We start from the raw sequence: 15,908 nt of genomic DNA on the forward strand, positions 1-15,908 counted from the left end.
AACCTGACTTTCGCGCTACTTCTATCCCTGCCCATGACCCGTTGCTTACGTTATTTATTGCCGCTTTTACTGCTCACGCCACTTCTGAGCCAAGCGCAGGTGGTGCGGCCCTTGGGCTCGGAGCCGGCCCACGCGGCTGAAGCCGCCCCGGCCCAGAACCGGACGACGGCGCTGGTGCTGCCTTTTTTCGATGATTTTTCGCGTCAGTCCGAAGGCCAACCGGCCGTGCAACGCTGGTTGCCCCGGGGTGGGGCGCTGATCAACAACCGGTTTCCGCGCCGGCCTATCACGCGCAACGTAGCCACCCTCGACGGCCTCGATGAGCTGGGCCAGCCCCGGGGAGCTATTTCGCGGATTGGCGATGCTGATTCGCTCACGTCGCAGCCCATTGATTTAAGCGCGCTGACGGTGGCCGACAACGTGTTTCTGAGCTTTTTCTGGCAGGCCGGCACCGTGCGCGGGCGGCCCGAGGCCAGCGGCACCCGCCCCATTGCGCTTTACGTGGAGTTCCGCGACCGTAACGGTTTATGGCAGCAGGTGTGGCAGCTACCGAGTCCGGCCGATACGACGAACTTCCGCTTTAAGGCGCTACCAGTGAACCAAGCGGCCTTCTTCCACGCCGGCTTTCAGTTCCGCATTCGCGTGAGCGGTTACCTCTACAACGCCCGCGACGCCTGGAGCGTGGATTACGTGCGCCTCGACCGCAACCGCTCGGCCACCGACTCCACCTTCCGCGACATTGCCACCAGCCGGGCCCTGCCCAGCGCCCTGCGGCGCTACGCGGCTATGCCGGTAGGCCAGTTCAACGTGAACCCGGCCCAGGAACTGGCCACCCGCACCGCCACTACGGCCAACAACCTCGATGCCGGCCCCGCTCCCACCCCCATCACCTGGGCCGGCTTTCTCGATGTGCTGCCCGCTGGGCCGAGTACCCGCTTTCTGAGCGGCGGCGCTTCGCTTGATGCCCGGGCCCGCCAGTACCCGGTGGTGGGCAACCCGGCCCTGGCTCCGGTGCCCGCCACGCCGGCCACCAAGCAGCTGCGCCAGCGCCTGGTGCTCATCACCAATGAAACCAACCCGCTCACGCTGGCCAACGACACCATCAGCCGCCTCACCGAGCTGAGCGACTACTATGCTTACGACGATGGCACGGCCGAAGCCTCGCTGAGCCTGGCCCCGGCCTCCACGGGCCCGTCCAGCTACTACGCGTTGCGCTTCGAGCTCAACCGTCCCGACCAAGTGCGGGCCATCCGGCTGTATCCGGTGCTAAGCACGGCCGCCAGCCGCCTGATTACCGTCAATATCTGGGACGATGACGGCACCGGGAAGCCCACCGCCCAGCCCAAGGCCAGCAAGAGCTTCACGGTGCCCACAAGCTTACCCGCCGGACAGTCGTTTGTGGAGGTAGCCTTCGACCAGGCCGTGCCCGTAGATGGGCGGTTTTATGCCGGCTACGGGCAGGCGCCCACTCCGCAATTCGTGGAGTTCGGACTGGACCTCAATAATGCCTCCCCGGCCGGGGCCCTGCTCTTTTTTGCTCAGGGAGCCTGGCAGCCCTTTAACCCGGCCACCAACTACAGCCCCGCCGGGGCCCTGATGCTGCGGCCGGTGCTGGGCAGCGTCATCACGGCCGCCGCCGCCCCGTCCGACCTCGCCACCCGCTACCGCCTCTACCCTAACCCCAGCCCCGATGGCCGGGTGCAGGTACCCGGCCCCTACCGGCAGGCTACTTTGCTCGATGCCCTGGGCCGGGTACTGTGGGAGCAGCCCACCGCCGAAGCCGGCCAGCCCAAACTGCACCTGCCCGCGCTGCCGGCCGGGCTCTATTTCGTGCGCCTCGTGCTACCAGATGGCCGGAGCCTGACCCAACGGCTGGCGCTGGGAAGCCAATAGCGGAGTGGCAAAGCAGTACTGTTGCCGGGGTTTTTATTATTCTTGTACTCCGGATACGCATCCACCACCTTCCTTTTCGCTCTGCTCCACCTTTCTTTTACTATGACTGACATAACTGCTACCGAACTCAAAGACCGCCTAGCCCAGGGGACCGCACCCGTCATTATCGACGTGCGCGAAACGTGGGAAAATGAGGAGAGCCGCATTGAGGGCAGCCGCAATATTCCGCTGGGCGAGCTGCCCGGCAAGCTCGACGACTTAGAAGACCTGCGCGACACCGAAGTAGTCGTGCATTGCAAGGGCGGCAGCCGTTCGGCCTCAGCCAAAGCGTTTTTGCAGCAGCAGGGCTTTACCCAGGTCCGCAACCTCATTGGCGGAATCCAGGGTTATCAGCAGGTCTAAACTGCCAATTTTCTTAAAAAAAGGTTGCTGCACTTATTGTGTGGCAACCTTTTTTTATTCCTACTAAGCTTGCATCAATCGGCACGGTAGCTAGTAGCTTGTTCCATTTCTATCAATTTAGTTGCCCACAATTAAACATTACACTTCTCATCTCCGTTTAACTGATAACAATGTCTGACTCACTCGCCACTTCTTCCGCCGACCAGAATCCGTTGCTCAAGCTGGAAAACCAGCTGTGCTTCCCGCTCTATGCCGTTTCGCGGCTCCTGACCAAGGCTTACCAGCCGCTGTTGCAGGAGTTAGGCCTCACGTACCCGCAGTACTTAGTGTTGCTGCTCCTATGGGAACACCAGCAGCTAACGGTGAAGGAATTGGGCGAAAATCTGCTCCTCGATTCGGGTACGCTTACCCCCCTGCTCAAGCGCATGGAGCAGAAACAGTGGCTCAGCCGCCGCCGCGACCCGCGCGACGAACGGTCGGTTATCATTGAGCTGTTGCCGGCTGGGGCGGCCCTGTGGCAGCCGGCCTGCCGGATTCCCGAGCAGCTGTTTGCGCGGCTCGAAATGCCGGAAACCGAATTCGAGGCCTTGCGGGGCCAACTCAACCAATTACTTATTCGGCTCCGATGAGTCGTTTTTTACTTTCCCCTCTTTTTCCTTTTTGTATGAAACTCACCAACAAAGTATTTACGGCGCAGGCTAAAGCTAAAGGTGGCCGCGACGGCGCCATCAGCACCAACAACGACGCCCTGACCCTCACGCTGAGCACGCCCAAAGAAATGGGCGGCCCCGGCAAGGCCGGCGCTACCAATCCCGAGCAGCTGTTTGCGGCCGGTTATGCCGCCTGCTTCGAAGGCGCCCTGGGTGTAGCCGCCCGCCAGGCCGGCGTAAAACTCCAGGACGTGACGGTGGAAGCTCTCATCGGCTTCGGCCAGGCCGAAGACGGCGGCTACGGTATTTCGGCCGACCTGCACGTGAACCTGCCTGGCTTCTCCCAGGCCCAGGCCGAGCAGCTCGTCGAAGCCGCCCATGGCATTTGTCCCTACTCCCGCGCCACCCGCAACAACATCGAAGTCAACCTGACCACGACCACCATCTAGTTATTCGTTATTCGTTGCTTGTTTTTTGGCTCCCAATTGAGGGCTTAACTATAGCGGAAAACCAGCAACGAGAAACCAGCAACAACTACCCTATGAAAACCAACACCATTCTGCTAGCCAGCCGCCCCCAGGGCGAACCAACCGAAGCCCAGTTCAAGTTTGAAACCCGCGAGCTGCCCGCTATTAAAAGCGGCGAAGTGCTGCTCAAAACCCGCTACGTAAGCGTCGACCCCTACATGCGGGGCCGGATGAGCAGCGCCAAATCGTACGTGGCCCCGTTTGAGGTGGGCGAGCCGATTGCTGGTGGCGTGGTGGCCGAAGTGGTGCAGAGCCAGGCCGACCAGTTGCCGGTGGGCAGCCTAGTGGTGGGCAGCCTGCCGTGGCAGGAATACAGTGTGGCCCCGGCCAAAAGCTTGCAGCAAGTGCCCGCCGACCAGGCACCCATCAGCTACTACCTGGGCCTGCTGGGCATGACGGGCCTGACCGCTTACTTCGGTCTGCTCGACATCTGTGACCCCAAGGAAGGCGAAACGGTCGTCGTATCCGGTGCTGCTGGTGCCGTGGGCATGGTAGTGGGCCAGTTGGCCAAAATAAAGGGCGCCCGCGTGATTGGCACGGCCGGCACCGATGAGAAAGTGGCGTATCTGAAGGAGTTGGGCTTCGATGAGGCCATCAACTACAAAACTGCCGACGTGCCCGCCGCCCTGGCCGCTGCCGCGCCCAACGGCGTGGATTGCTACTTCGATAACGTGGGCGGCCCCATCACCGATGCTGTGTACGACCTGCTCAACAAGCACGCCCGCATTGCCATCTGCGGCCAGATTTCGATGTACAACGCCACCGAAGTGCCCATGGGTCCGCGCCCCGAAAGCAAGCTACTCAAAACCAGCACCAAGCTCCAGGGCTTCATCGTGAGCGACTACTTGAGCCGATGGCCCGAGGGCGTGAAGCAGCTCGGCGAGTGGTACGGCCAGGGTAAGCTGCAGTTCGAGGAAACCGTCACCGACGGCTTCGAACAGATTCCAGCCGCTTTCCTGGGCCTGTTCCAGGGCGACAACACCGGCAAGGCCGTGGTGAAGGTGGCCTAACGGCTTGCCTTTTTCGATCCAGCCCCAGGACTTCTTTTCCAACTACTATGTCTGCTTCCCCCTCAACTATCGTTTGCATTGCCGCCGAGTGGCGCGTGCAGCCCGGCCACGAGGCCGAGGTACTGCGCCTGATGCAACAGGCTGCCGCCACCGTACGCCGCCTGGAGCCCGGCAACCTCGTGTACACCGTGCACGTCGACCCCACCGATGCTACCCACCTATTCATGTATGAGCAGTACGCCGATGCCGAGGCGCTGCAGGCCCACATCGACTCCGACCACTTCCAGCAAATTGTAGTGGGCCAGATTGTGCCCGTACTAGCCGAACGCACCGTTTCGCGCTACTCGCTGGCCGGTACGCTGTAGTATTCCGCTTACCGTTCTCTTTTCCTTACCCTAAAATACGCTTCCCATGAAAATTCTAATGGTGCTCACCTCGCACGATAAACTTGGCAACACCGGCGAAAAAACCGGTTTCTGGCTCGAAGAATTTGCTGCTCCCTATTACGTATTCAAAGATGCAGGTGCGACGCTGACCGTGGCCTCGCCCAAAGGCGGCCAGCCGCCCCTCGACCCCAAAAGCGACGCCGCCGACGCCCAGACCGACGCCACCAAGCGCTTCAAGGCCGACGACGAGGCCCAGAAGGTGCTGGCTTCGACCGTGAAGCTCGACTCGGTTTCGGGGGCTGATTACGACGCCGTATTTTACCCCGGCGGCCACGGCCCGCTCTGGGATTTGGCCGAAGACAAGAAGTCGATTGAGCTGATTGAAACCATGTACGCTGCCGGCAAGCCCGTAGCGGCCGTCTGCCACGCCCCTGGTGTATTGCGCCATACCAAGGCCGCCAACGGTGAGCCGCTGGTGAAAGGCAAATCGGTGGCTGGGTTCACGAACTCCGAAGAGGAAGCCGTGCAGCTGACCAACGTGGTGCCCTTCCTGGTGGAAGACATGCTGAAAGAAAACGGCGGCGACTACTCTAAGGGTGCCGACTGGGCCCCGTACGTGACCCAGGCCGGTAACCTCATCACGGGCCAGAACCCCGCCTCCTCGGAGCCGGCGGCCGAAGCCCTGCTGAAGATGCTTAAGAAGTAAGCCGCTTCCCTTGCAACCGTTTAACGGCCCCACCTACTCCTACCGGAGTAGGTGGGGCCGTTTTTCGTGGTGGCCTCGTGCTGATGCCGCGGCATAACTGCGCACATCTTTCTATATTTCCCCCGCATACCCGTTTTTCTGAGCTATGAGTAAGATTCTGGAAGAAATTGACCAGGCGCTGGCCACCTTCGACTCCAGCCTCGGCCGCCCTGTTGCCATCGAGCTGGGCGAACGGAAATATACCCAGTTGGTGCTCGACGTGGCCCATCGCTACGAGGGCGACGGCCTGACCCACAACACCGGCCGTCCCCTGGCCTACAAGGGCCTCGAAATCCTGCGCGACGACACCCACCGCGACCGGGTGCGGGTGATTTAGTGGTGAGAAGTAAGAAAAGCCCGTCATGCTGAGCATGACGGGCTTTTCTTACTTCTCACCATTTCACCGCCCCAACGCCGTACCTTTGCGGCATGAATCTCCTCTCTGCCGAAAATCTTTCGAAGAATTATACCGACCGGTGGCTGTTTAAAGACCTGAACTTCGGGCTGCTCCAGGGCCAGCGCGTAGCTTTCGTGGGCATCAACGGCACCGGCAAAACCACCCTCATGCGCATTCTGGCGGGCCTCGAAGCTCCCGACACCGGTCTGGTGAGCGTGCGCAAGGGCATCCGCGTGACCTACCTGGGCCAGCAGCCGGTCTTCGATGAGAGCCTGAGCGTGGAAGAAACCATCTTCGCCAGCCAGAACGACACGCTCAAGGCCATCAAGGAGTATGAGCACGTCGTGAATGACCCCGACCACAAATCCGACGATTTGCAGCGGGTGCTGGAGCGCATGGACTCGCTTAACGCCTGGGACTACGAGGCCCAGGTGCAGCAGATTCTGAGCCGCCTCGGTATTTTGGGGGAGCTGCTGACGCGCAACGTGAGCCAGCTTTCGGGCGGGCAGCGCAAGCGCGTGGCCCTGGCCCGGGTACTGATTGAGGAGCCCGATGTGCTGCTACTCGACGAACCGACCAACCACCTCGACCTAGCCACCATCGAGTGGCTCGAAAACCGCCTTTCATCGCCCAGCCTCACGCTGCTCATGGTGACCCACGACCGGTACTTTCTGGACAGCGTGGCCAACGAAATTGTGGAGCTCGATAAGGGCCAGATGTACCGCTACCAGGGCAACTACGCCTATTTCGTGGAGAAAAAGGCCGACCGGGAGATGCGCGAAGCCACCGAGGTAGAAAAGGCCCGTCAGCTGTTTAAAAAGGAGCTCGATTGGATGCGCCGCATGCCCCAGGCCCGCGGTACCAAGCAGAAAGCCCGCATCGACGCCTTCTATATCACGAAGGAAAAGGCCAGCACCAACCTGAGCAAGCAGAACGTGGAGCTGAGCGTGAAAACTACCCGCCAGGGCGGTAAAATCATCGAAGCCAGCCACCTCAACAAGCAGTTCGGCGACAACGTGGTGCTCGACGATTTCAGCTACGTGTTTAAGAAGAAGGACCGCATCGGGCTGGTGGGCCCCAACGGCGCGGGCAAATCCACGTTGCTCAACATGCTCACGGGCAAGCTCGCCCCCGATTCCGGCACCATCGAGGTGGGCCAGACCACCGTATTCGGCTATTATACCCAGACGGAGCTCGAATTCGACCCCACCCAGCGCGTGATTGACATCGTGAAGGAAGTGGCCGAAGTGGTAGAGCTGGCCAACGGCGACGTGCTCACGGCCAGCCAATTCCTGAGCTTATTCCTGTTCCCGCCGGCCCAGCAGTACACGCTGGTAAACAAGCTCAGCGGGGGCGAGAAGCGCCGCTTACAGCTGCTGCGGGTGCTCATCAAGAACCCCAACTTCCTGATTCTTGACGAGCCTACCAACGACCTCGACCTGGGCACGCTCAACATTCTGGAAGACTTCCTGCTCCACTTCGGCGGCTGCCTGCTCATCGTGAGTCACGACCGGTACTTCCTCGATCAGCTGGCCGAGCACCTGTTCGTGCTCGAACCGGGCGGGGCCGTGCTCAACTTCCCCGGCAACTACACCGATTACCGCGAGTACCTGGCCGAGCGCGAAACTGAAGCCGCGCTGGTAGAAGAGGAAAAAGCGGCCAAAACGGCCCGCGCCGCCGCCAAAGTGGAGGCAGCCAAGCCCGCGCCAGTCGTAGCGCCCGCGCCCGCCGCCGCTCCCAAGCGTCGGGCCTCTTACGCCGAGAAGAAAGAGTACGAGCAGTTGGAAAAGGAGCTGGCCGCTCTCGAAGCCGAGAAGCAGGAGGTTACGGCTAAGCTCAACGGCGGCAGCGGCAGCGCCGACGAGTTTGCCGCCTGGGGTGCCCGCCTCGGGAGTCTCAGCCAAGAGCTGGAAACCAAGGAGCTCCGCTGGCTGGAACTGGCCGAGCTGGTATAAGTTTATAAGTTGGCGAAAAATAACAAGCCAGAAGAGCCCGCCCCGCTGCAATAACCCGTAGCTTGGCGGGCTCTCGTATTTGCAAGCACGACTGCGAGCCGGTAAACAATTCGCTGGCCGCCGTACTTATTCGCCATTATTCACCTTCGCTCCACTCCCCATGAAAAATATGCCCGCTTTCCGCCTGCTGCTGCTGGTTCTCTGCTTCCTAGCCGCCACCCAAACATTCGCCCAGGATAAAAAGGCCCCGGCCAGCCCGCCCGCCACGGCGACCGGCAAAATTGGCAAGGCTACCGCAACAGTAGTCTACAGCAGCCCTGCCGTGAAGGGCCGCCCTATCTGGGGCCAGCTCGTGCCCTACGGCCAGGTGTGGCGCTCGGGAGCCAACGAGGCCACCACCATCACCTTCGACCAGCCCGTAACGGTGGAGGGCCAGCCCCTGGCCGCCGGCACCTACAGCCTGTTCACCATCCCTACTGAAAAGCAGTGGACGATGATTTTCAATAAAACGGCCAAGCAGTGGGGCGCTTTCAAATACGACGACAAGCAGGACGCCCTGCGCGTAACCGTAACGCCCCAGAAAGCCATTACCCCCGCCGAGCGGCTGATGTACGACGTAACGCCCACGGGCCTGACACTGCGCTGGGAAAACATGCGGGTACCCGTCGCCATCAAGTAAAGGCCGGGCTTTCCATCACGCCAAAGTGCCCTTGCCATAGCCGGCAAGGGCACTTTGGCATTTAGTTGAGTTTTATTTTTCTTAGTTCCTGGCTGAAGTCGAATTGCACCGGGCGCTCATCGAAGAAGAGCACGAAGCGCAGCTGCCGGGCCGCGTCTAGGCGGGGGAAGTACACGAGGCCCACCACCTGGTCGCCGGGTTGCAGGGTGGCCGGGCGAAGCAGGGCGTGGGCCTGCTCGGTTACGGTGGCGTGCAGGGCATAGGCCGCGTCGGCGTGGTCGGCCCGTTGGTTGTCGAAGTAAATACCGTCGTTTTGGTGGCGGGCATCGCGCTCGGCTACCTGGGCGGCAGTTTCCTTTTTTTTGATGCTCGAAATATCCTCGGCTATGTTGGTGGCCAGGGTCAGCAGCTCAAAAAAACTTACTTTATCGGCCTTGACTGCCTCTTGGTCGCGGCGGGCGGCCAAGGCAGCGAGGTGAGCTTCCGGGTCGCGGGCCGGGCGAGGGCCGGGCGCAAAAGCCGGCACTACTGAAGCGGAGGGCATTGCACTATCCGGCAAGGGCAGGTAGTAGAAATTAGCCGGATCCACGGTTACCGGGTAGTCGGCGGCATTGCTAAACTCGGCCTGGAATACCAACTCCTCGGCCTCGGCCCGCACAAATTGGAAACGCACATATACGCTGTTGGGGTGGCTGACGAGGCTGACGGCTCGGCCGCCGCCCCAGCCGGCTGGTAGCACGCTCAGTACCCGGGTGGGCCCGCAGGCTGTGAGTAACAACGAAGCCACAGCGGCTAGCGCCCAAGCAGCAACAGGTCGGAATAGAGCCATCGATAACGCTAAAGAAGAGTAGGGACAAATAAACCAAATGCCCCGATAACCGGCGCGACGCTATATAGTGGTTCTGTTCAATAATAAGACCACTTTTGGCTATCCTAGCTCCGGCGGCAGCGCGGCACTGCCGTCGACGGCCACCGGCAGCGGCCACGTCCGGCGCACGGCCGCCAACGGCACCGGCCCAAACAAGTGCGGAAAGTAGGCCTGCCGACCCGCCGCCCACTCCCGCTCCACCCGTACGCCGGCCGCGACCAATGCCGTTTCATCAAGCTCCAGTAGCAGCGCCCCGGGGCTGTTGGGGTAGTAGAGCCGGGCCGTTTCGAGCACCTGGGCCAGTTCTGAGGCATGAATAAAGCCTTCGGCAGCCAAGTCGGCGCTAACGAAAAACCCGATTTTTTGGGCGTGTTGCCAATCTTCGGGCCGGCTAATGCGGTAGAGCATGACGAATAGGGAGATTAAGAATTGCGGAGTGCCGTTACGGCTGTAGCGCGAACTGCAAAACAGCAAAGCAGCACCTTGGCGCTACAAAAAATGGGAGCCGACGACCACAGCCGCCAGCTCCCATTATTAAGTCTCAATTTTTATCTGGCTTTAGGCTTTCCACACATCCTGCTGCACGGCTTTGCCCACCGTGAGGATGAGGCGAACGGGGTTGGGGGCCAGCGTCAGGCGGGCTTCCTTGCCCGAGTACTTCTCCGAATCGATCCAAACGCCTTCCTTGGGGCCGGGCTTGCCGCTGGTGGTGGCGGGCAGGTAGGCGGTGGGCAGCAGCACGTCGGTGTCGGAGCTGAGCTCGTCGTGGACTTTTTCGAGGGCCGTTTCCAGGAACGTGCCGTACTCATCGTTGAAATCGTCTTCGAGGTCGTGGAGTTCTTCCTCCACATCATCGTAGCGGGCATCATCGTAGGTGAGCGTGTGCAGCTCGGCTTTCTTGTCGATGAGGGCCACGAGGGCGCGGTTCAGCTCTTCCGAATTCATAAGGCTAAAAGCAATAGGTGGAGCCCCAAAGGTAGCAGGTGGTTCTTAGTTGTTGGTTTTTAGGACTAGCTTTTTGGTTTTTGGCCGGTGCTTTTTAGCCATCTTGCCGTATTACAACCCTATACCATCGGCTGGCCTATTGGCCCGTTCCGGCTGGTAGGCAAGCATCCAAAAGCAAAAACCAGTATTTTTACCCTTCCCACTTAATTCGCCACTCCTATGCAAACCATGACCTCCCCGGCCGTTCAGGCCCATCCCGCCCACGACTTTCTGCCCCTCAACGGCACCGATTACCTTGAATTCTACGTGGGCAACGCCAAGCAGTCGGCCTACTTTTACCAGGCCGCGTTCGGCTTCGAGCTGGTGGCCTACGCCGGCCCCGAAACCGGCGTCCGCGACCGGGCCTCCTACGTGCTCCAGCAGAACAAAATCCGGCTGGTGCTCACGACTTCTCTCCTCCCCGATTCCGATATCACGCGCCACGTGGCCCAGCACGGCGACGGCGTGAAGGTGATGGCGCTGTGGGTGGACGACGCCCGCAAATCGTTCGAAGAAACCACCAAGCGCGGCGCCAAAGTGGCTTTCGAGCCCTACACCATCGAGGACGAAAACGGCTCGGTAACGCTGGCTGGCATCTACACCTACGGCGAAACCATCCATACCTTCGTGGAGCGCAGCAACTACTCCGGGCCATTTCTGCCGGGCTTCGTGGCGCGCACCAGCGCTGTGCCCCAGGGCAACCCCGTAGGCCTGGAGGTGGTCGACCACTGCGTGGGCAACGTAGGCTGGGGCGAGATGAACCAGTGGGTGAAGTTTTACGAGGATGTGCTAGGCTTCAAGCTGCTCATTACGTTCGACGACGACGACATCTCGACCGAGTATTCGGCCCTGATGAGTAAGGTGGTCAGCAACGGGAACGGCTTCGTGAAATTCCCCATCAACGAGCCCGCCGAAGGCAAAAAGAAGAGCCAGATTGAGGAGTACCTCGACTTCTACCACGGCCCCGGCGTACAGCACATGGCTCTGCTCACCAACGATATCCGCACCACTGTAACCGAGCTGCGCCGCCGCGGCGTAGAGTTCCTCAACGTACCGGCCACCTACTACGACGACCTCCTAGAGCGCGTGGGCCACATCGACGAGGACCTCGACAGCGTCCGCGCCCTGAACCTGCTCATCGACCGCGACGAGGAAGGCTACCTGCTCCAGATTTTCACCAAGCCCGTCGAGGACCGGCCCACCGTGTTCTACGAAATCATCCAGCGCAAAGGCGCCAAGAGCTTCGGCAAAGGCAACTTCAAGGCGCTGTTCGAAGCCATTGAGCGCGAGCAGGGCTTGCGGGGTAACCTGTAATTTAAGGAGTGAGAGTTGAGACATAAGAAGTGAGATGGACGACCACTAAAGCAGGTCGTCCATCTCACTTCTTATGTCTCAACTCTCACTCCTGACTTCTCACTTCTCCTATCTCACTTCTATACAATGCCGCTTTCCCCCAACCTGCAAACCAAAATCAACGGCTGGCTCACGGCCGATTACGACGCCGCCACGCAAGCCGAGATCCGGCAGTTGCTGGCCGACGACAGCCAGCACGAGCAGCTGTCCGACGCCTTTTACCGCAACCTCGAATTTGGCACCGGCGGGCTGCGGGGCGTGATGGGGGCGGGCTCGAACCGCATGAACCGCTACACGCTGGGCATGGCTACCCAGGGCCTGTGCAACTACCTGCTCCAATCGTTTCCGGGCCAAGAAGTGAAAGTGGCCGTGGCCCACGACTCGCGCAATAACAGCCCCGAATTTGCCCGCATTGCAGCCGATATTTTCTCGGCCAACGGCATCACGGTGTTTCTGTTTGAGGCCCTGCGGCCCACGCCCGAACTCTCGTTTGCCATTCGGGAGCTGGGCTGCCAGAGCGGCTGCGTAGTCACGGCTTCGCACAACCCCAAGGAGTACAACGGCTTCAAGGTGTACTGGAACGATGGCGCCCAGGTAGTGGCACCCCACGACCAGAACATTATCCGCGAGGTGGAGGCCATTGCCTCGGTGCGCGATGTGAAATTTGCCGCCAACGCCAGCCGCATCCACCTCATCGGTGCCGACCTCGATGCGGCCTACCTGGCCCAGGTGAAGGCGCTGAGCATCAACCCGGCCGCCATTCAGCGCCAGCACGACCTCAAAATCGTGTACACGCCCTTGCACGGCACCGGCATCACGCTCGTGCCCGCCGCCCTTTCGCAGCTCGGCTTCGATAACCTGCACATTGTGGAGGCCCAGGCTACGCCCGACGGCAACTTCCCCACCGTACAGTCGCCTAACCCCGAGGAGAAAGTAGCCATGCAAATGGCCCTCGACCAGGCCAAAGCCCTCGATGCCGACATCGTGCTGGCCACCGACCCCGACGCCGACCGCGTGGGCATCGCCCTCAAAAACACGGCCGGCGAGTGGGTGCTCGTCAACGGCAACCAGACGGCCGCGCTGCTCACCCACTACCTACTCTCGGCCCGCAAGCAGGCGGGCAAAATGACCGACCAAGACTTCATCGTTTATACCATCGTCACGAGCGAGGTGCTCGGCGACATTGCCCGCGCCCAGGGCGTGCAGGCCTACCAGACGCTCACCGGCTTCAAGTACATTGCCGGCATCATCCGGGAGAAGGAGGGCCAGGAAACCTACATCGGGGGCGGCGAGGAAAGCTACGGCTACATGATTGGCGACTTCGTGCGCGACAAGGATGCCATTTCGGCCTGCGTGCTGCTGGCCGAAATGGCCGCCGTAGCCAAAGACCAGGGCCACTCGCTCTACGAGGAAATGGTGGCCATGTACCTGAAGTACGGGTTTTATAAGGAACACCTGATTTCCATCACCAAAAAAGGCCAGCGCGGGGCCGAGGAAATCCAGGACATGATGCGCCAGCTGCGGGCCAACCCGCCCGCCACCCTCGCCGGCCAGCCGGTAGTGGAAATGCGCGATTACAAGACCGGCAAAATCAAGGACCTGCATACCCAGCTCGAAACTGAAACCGGCCTTGAAAGCTCCAACGTGCTCCAGTTTATGCTGGAAGATGGCAGCAAGATTTCGGCCCGCCCCAGCGGCACCGAGCCCAAAATCAAGTTCTACTTCAGCGTGAAGCAGCCCCTGGCCTCAGCCGTCGATTTCGACCTGGCTACCCGCCTCGCCGACGAGAAAATCCAGCGCATTATTAAGGACATGCACCTGGAGTAAAATGTCCTGATACGAGCAGTACCGCGAAAATCTGTTTTGCAGTGCCGCTTCTACCCAAAGCAAACGCCCCCGCACGAAACCGTGCGGGGGCGTTTGCTTTACTGGGGGTAAAGAGCCCGGTTACTTCTTGTTCTGGTCGTTCTGGGCATCCTTGCGGATGGCTTTTTCATCTACCTGGTCGCTGATGGGGGCGTTGGCATCGGTTTCGCCATCGGCGGCGGTGGTCATTACCTTGGTAGCCCCGGTCAATTCGGTGGCCGTACTGCCGGTTTTGGTCGAATATACTTTGTCGTCGTTCTGGTCTTCTTTTTTCTGATCAGTCATCGGATAGGGGGTTAATTCGAAGAAACGAGCAAAACGCGCCAGCACGAAGCTGTGCGCCGCTCTACCCTTTCATACGGTCGGGGGGCGGGGCAGGGTTATGTTTGGGGCGAAAAACCCGTTCTACAGTACCCGCGCCGGTCGGCCCTCCACCCTACTCCAACCGCCGGGGCCGACGGGTGCCCAGCAGCAGCAGAATCAGGAGCAGCAACGCCGCTATGGCCAGGCTGTACCAGGTGATAACCGGCAAGCCCCGGTAGTAGGGCATGACCGGCGAGTAGTGCCCCAGCAAACTCAGGCCCGCGAACAGGATGGTGGCCACCGTGACGGCGGCCAGAATGCTGCGGCTCACCAGCTCATCGGCCTTGCGCAGCAGCAGCTGGTAACCGCTTAGCTCCACGCGCACCCGCAGGTCGCCGCGCGAGATTTTGCGCACGATTTGCCGGATGTCGGTGGGCAGGGTCTGGAGCAGGGCCAGCAGCTGGGTACCGGTGTACAGGGCCTCGTTCTGGATATTTTCGCGCGAGTACTGCTCGGCCATAATGCGGGCCCCGTAGGGCCGCACGAACTCGAAGGTGTTGAAGCTCGGGTGCAGCACCTTACCGATGCCTTCGAGAATAACCAGGGCCCGCAGAATCAGGAATACGGCCCCCGGCACCTGCAGCTTGTAGCGGTATATCACGTCCTGGAGCGAATCGGCGAGGTCCGACATGCTCATCTCCTTCACGTCGAGGGTGGCGAAATCCTCAATCAGCTGGGCCAGATCGGCCTCGAAGGCGCGCATGTCGGGTATTTCCGAGGTCAGGGCCAGGCGGCGGAAGTTGAGGGCCATGCTGCGCGGATCTTGCCGGGCCATGCCAATGAACACGCCCGCGAAGGCGTACTTCTGCTGCTTGGTCAGGCGGCCCACCATGCCGAAATCAATCAGCACCAGCGTGCCGTCGGGGCGCACCAGCACGTTGCCCGGGTGGGGGTCGGCATGGAAGGAGCCAAACTCGAAAATCTGGGTCAGGTACACGTCCATGCCCACCTCGGCTACTTTCTCCGGGCTCAGCCCCCACTCCAGCAGTTGGGGTTTGTCGGTGATTTTACATCCGCTCACGAACTCAATCACCAGAATGCGGTTGGTGCTCAGCTCGCGGTAGGGCTTCGGGATGTAAAACGTGTCGTAGTCGGCGTACAGGGCCCGGAACTGCTCCATGCTGCGGGCCTCGGAGGTGTAGTCGAGCTCCTTCATCATGCTCCGCTCGAAGGCGTCCACGATGTCCTGGGGGTTGCTCAGGCCCTGCTTGCGCAGGAAGCCAGCCGTCAGACGCACCAGCTCGTGGAGCAGGCTCAGGTCGGTACGCACCTTTTCCTGCACGTCGGGGCGCTGCACCTTCACCACCACCTTCTCGCCCGTGAGCAGGCGGGCCCCGTGCACCTGCCCAATGCTGGCTGAGCCCAGGGGCACGTCCTCGAAATCGGTAAATACTTCCTCCAGGGGCCGGCCCAGCTCCCGCTCGATTATCTGGCGCACCTGCGCCACCGCGAAGGGCGGCACATTGCTCTGGAGCTTCTCGAACTCGTCAATCAGGGCCTGCGGCAACAGGTCGGCACGGTTGCTTAGGGCCTGGGCCAGCTTGATGAAAGTGGGGCCTAGCTCCTCGATAATCATGCGAATCCGCTCCCAACGGGTAGTTTCGAACACCGCCTGCTCGCCTTCCAGCCACGAGCGCCGCCGGCTCTTGGGCACCAGCCGCCGCAGGGGCGTGCTGGTCACTACGTCCTCAAACCCGTAGCGGATCAGCACTTCGGCCACCTGCCGGATGCGGGAAATATTGGATATGGTGTTCTTGAACATACACGGAAAGCGTAGCGGGAGTACCGGGCAAATTACGGCTTATCGGCCAGTAGAACAGCACGGATGCC

Annotated in this window: 17 protein-coding genes; 12 read left to right on the forward strand and 5 right to left on the reverse strand. The window is 60.8% G+C overall.

Annotation, left to right across the window (positions count from 1 at the left end):
* Positions 1–33: 33 nt before the first annotated feature.
* The 10 genes from CDA63_RS03665 (at position 34) to CDA63_RS03710 (ending at position 8,644) form a co-directional block, all read left to right on the forward strand.
* Positions 34–1,893 (forward strand): T9SS type A sorting domain-containing protein, encoded by a 1,860-nt coding sequence (locus CDA63_RS03665; RefSeq protein WP_165768179.1) that lies wholly within the window; start codon positions 34–36, stop codon positions 1,891–1,893.
* 102 nt (positions 1,894–1,995) lie between these two features.
* Positions 1,996–2,295, forward strand: a complete 300-nt coding sequence (locus tag CDA63_RS03670; RefSeq protein ID WP_088463087.1) for a rhodanese-like domain-containing protein — start codon at positions 1,996–1,998, stop codon at positions 2,293–2,295.
* 170 nt (positions 2,296–2,465) lie between these two features.
* A complete protein-coding gene (locus CDA63_RS03675) occupies positions 2,466–2,924 on the forward strand; it encodes a MarR family winged helix-turn-helix transcriptional regulator (protein WP_088463088.1) in 459 nt (152 codons plus the stop codon).
* A gap of 35 nt (positions 2,925–2,959) precedes the next feature.
* On the forward strand, positions 2,960–3,394 hold the full coding sequence (locus CDA63_RS03680; RefSeq protein WP_088463089.1) for an organic hydroperoxide resistance protein: 435 nt from the start codon (positions 2,960–2,962) through the stop codon (positions 3,392–3,394).
* Between the two features lie 92 nt (positions 3,395–3,486).
* Positions 3,487–4,482: an NADP-dependent oxidoreductase gene (locus CDA63_RS03685; RefSeq protein WP_088463090.1), complete on the forward strand. Its 996-nt coding sequence runs from the start codon at positions 3,487–3,489 to the stop codon at positions 4,480–4,482.
* Positions 4,483–4,529: 47 nt separating this feature from the next.
* The gene (locus CDA63_RS03690) at positions 4,530–4,847 is read left to right on the forward strand and encodes a putative quinol monooxygenase (RefSeq protein ID WP_088463091.1); all 318 of its coding nucleotides are present in this window, start codon (positions 4,530–4,532) and stop codon (positions 4,845–4,847) included.
* Positions 4,848–4,893: 46 nt separating this feature from the next.
* The gene (locus CDA63_RS03695; RefSeq protein ID WP_088463092.1) at positions 4,894–5,574 is read left to right on the forward strand and encodes a type 1 glutamine amidotransferase domain-containing protein; all 681 of its coding nucleotides are present in this window, start codon (positions 4,894–4,896) and stop codon (positions 5,572–5,574) included.
* A gap of 145 nt (positions 5,575–5,719) precedes the next feature.
* The gene (locus tag CDA63_RS03700) at positions 5,720–5,950 is read left to right on the forward strand and encodes a hypothetical protein (protein WP_088463093.1); all 231 of its coding nucleotides are present in this window, start codon (positions 5,720–5,722) and stop codon (positions 5,948–5,950) included.
* Positions 5,951–6,042: 92 nt separating this feature from the next.
* On the forward strand, positions 6,043–7,965 hold the full coding sequence (locus CDA63_RS03705) for an ABC-F family ATP-binding cassette domain-containing protein (RefSeq protein WP_088463094.1): 1,923 nt from the start codon (positions 6,043–6,045) through the stop codon (positions 7,963–7,965).
* Between the two features lie 160 nt (positions 7,966–8,125).
* Positions 8,126–8,644: a DUF2911 domain-containing protein gene (locus CDA63_RS03710; RefSeq protein ID WP_088463095.1), complete on the forward strand. Its 519-nt coding sequence runs from the start codon at positions 8,126–8,128 to the stop codon at positions 8,642–8,644.
* A 61-nt stretch (positions 8,645–8,705) separates the two neighbouring features.
* Here CDA63_RS03710 and CDA63_RS03715 read toward each other — a convergent pair whose 3' ends face one another.
* The 3 genes from CDA63_RS03715 to CDA63_RS03725 all read right to left on the reverse strand — a co-directional run bounded on the left by CDA63_RS03715 (position 8,706) and on the right by CDA63_RS03725 (position 10,457).
* Complete coding sequence (locus tag CDA63_RS03715) at positions 8,706–9,431, reverse strand: hypothetical protein (protein WP_126546718.1); 726 nt, start codon at positions 9,429–9,431, stop codon at positions 8,706–8,708.
* 141 nt (positions 9,432–9,572) lie between these two features.
* Complete coding sequence (locus CDA63_RS03720; RefSeq protein WP_088463097.1) at positions 9,573–9,920, reverse strand: DUF952 domain-containing protein; 348 nt, start codon at positions 9,918–9,920, stop codon at positions 9,573–9,575.
* 150 nt (positions 9,921–10,070) lie between these two features.
* Positions 10,071–10,457 carry a hypothetical protein gene (locus CDA63_RS03725; RefSeq protein WP_088463098.1) on the reverse strand — a complete coding sequence of 129 codons (387 nt, stop codon included), beginning with the start codon at positions 10,455–10,457 and terminating at the stop codon, positions 10,071–10,073.
* Between the two features lie 219 nt (positions 10,458–10,676).
* Between CDA63_RS03725 and hppD the strand changes: the two genes are divergently transcribed.
* Together hppD and CDA63_RS03735 are read left to right on the forward strand one after the other, a co-directional pair.
* The gene (gene hppD, locus CDA63_RS03730) at positions 10,677–11,810 is read left to right on the forward strand and encodes a 4-hydroxyphenylpyruvate dioxygenase (protein ID WP_199797486.1); all 1,134 of its coding nucleotides are present in this window, start codon (positions 10,677–10,679) and stop codon (positions 11,808–11,810) included.
* 126 nt (positions 11,811–11,936) lie between these two features.
* A complete protein-coding gene (locus tag CDA63_RS03735; protein WP_088463099.1) occupies positions 11,937–13,676 on the forward strand; it encodes a phospho-sugar mutase in 1,740 nt (579 codons plus the stop codon).
* 120 nt (positions 13,677–13,796) lie between these two features.
* Here CDA63_RS03735 and CDA63_RS03740 read toward each other — a convergent pair whose 3' ends face one another.
* Together CDA63_RS03740 and CDA63_RS03745 are read right to left on the reverse strand one after the other, a co-directional pair.
* Positions 13,797–14,000: a hypothetical protein gene (locus CDA63_RS03740; protein ID WP_088463100.1), complete on the reverse strand. Its 204-nt coding sequence runs from the start codon at positions 13,998–14,000 to the stop codon at positions 13,797–13,799.
* A gap of 151 nt (positions 14,001–14,151) precedes the next feature.
* A complete protein-coding gene (locus tag CDA63_RS03745) occupies positions 14,152–15,840 on the reverse strand; it encodes an ABC1 kinase family protein (RefSeq protein ID WP_088463101.1) in 1,689 nt (562 codons plus the stop codon).
* Between the last annotated feature and the right edge of the window lie 68 nt (positions 15,841–15,908).

Origin of the sequence: Hymenobacter amundsenii (assembly GCF_002204745.1) — a bacterium.
GTDB lineage: Bacteria > Bacteroidota > Bacteroidia > Cytophagales > Hymenobacteraceae > Hymenobacter > Hymenobacter amundsenii.

What these genes read in the sequence shown, in the direction of transcription:
- CDA63_RS03735 (WP_088463099.1), top strand. Translation starts at nt 11,937, where the DNA reads ATGCCGCTTTCCCCCAACCTGCAAACCAAAATCAACGGCTGGCTCACG.
- CDA63_RS03680 (WP_088463089.1), top strand. Translation starts at nt 2,960, where the DNA reads ATGAAACTCACCAACAAAGTATTTACGGCGCAGGCTAAAGCTAAAGGT.
- CDA63_RS03695 (WP_088463092.1), top strand. Translation starts at nt 4,894, where the DNA reads ATGAAAATTCTAATGGTGCTCACCTCGCACGATAAACTTGGCAACACC.
- CDA63_RS03710 (WP_088463095.1), top strand. Translation starts at nt 8,126, where the DNA reads ATGAAAAATATGCCCGCTTTCCGCCTGCTGCTGCTGGTTCTCTGCTTC.
- CDA63_RS03675 (WP_088463088.1), top strand. Translation starts at nt 2,466, where the DNA reads ATGTCTGACTCACTCGCCACTTCTTCCGCCGACCAGAATCCGTTGCTC.
- CDA63_RS03670 (WP_088463087.1), top strand. Translation starts at nt 1,996, where the DNA reads ATGACTGACATAACTGCTACCGAACTCAAAGACCGCCTAGCCCAGGGG.
- CDA63_RS03740 (WP_088463100.1), bottom strand. Translation starts at nt 14,000, where the DNA reads ATGACTGATCAGAAAAAAGAAGACCAGAACGACGACAAAGTATATTCG.
- CDA63_RS03665 (WP_165768179.1), top strand. Translation starts at nt 34, where the DNA reads ATGACCCGTTGCTTACGTTATTTATTGCCGCTTTTACTGCTCACGCCA.
- CDA63_RS03720 (WP_088463097.1), bottom strand. Translation starts at nt 9,920, where the DNA reads ATGCTCTACCGCATTAGCCGGCCCGAAGATTGGCAACACGCCCAAAAA.
- CDA63_RS03690 (WP_088463091.1), top strand. Translation starts at nt 4,530, where the DNA reads ATGTCTGCTTCCCCCTCAACTATCGTTTGCATTGCCGCCGAGTGGCGC.
- CDA63_RS03685 (WP_088463090.1), top strand. Translation starts at nt 3,487, where the DNA reads ATGAAAACCAACACCATTCTGCTAGCCAGCCGCCCCCAGGGCGAACCA.
- CDA63_RS03700 (WP_088463093.1), top strand. Translation starts at nt 5,720, where the DNA reads ATGAGTAAGATTCTGGAAGAAATTGACCAGGCGCTGGCCACCTTCGAC.
- hppD (WP_199797486.1), top strand. Translation starts at nt 10,677, where the DNA reads ATGCAAACCATGACCTCCCCGGCCGTTCAGGCCCATCCCGCCCACGAC.
- CDA63_RS03725 (WP_088463098.1), bottom strand. Translation starts at nt 10,457, where the DNA reads ATGAATTCGGAAGAGCTGAACCGCGCCCTCGTGGCCCTCATCGACAAG.
- CDA63_RS03705 (WP_088463094.1), top strand. Translation starts at nt 6,043, where the DNA reads ATGAATCTCCTCTCTGCCGAAAATCTTTCGAAGAATTATACCGACCGG.
- CDA63_RS03745 (WP_088463101.1), bottom strand. Translation starts at nt 15,840, where the DNA reads ATGTTCAAGAACACCATATCCAATATTTCCCGCATCCGGCAGGTGGCC.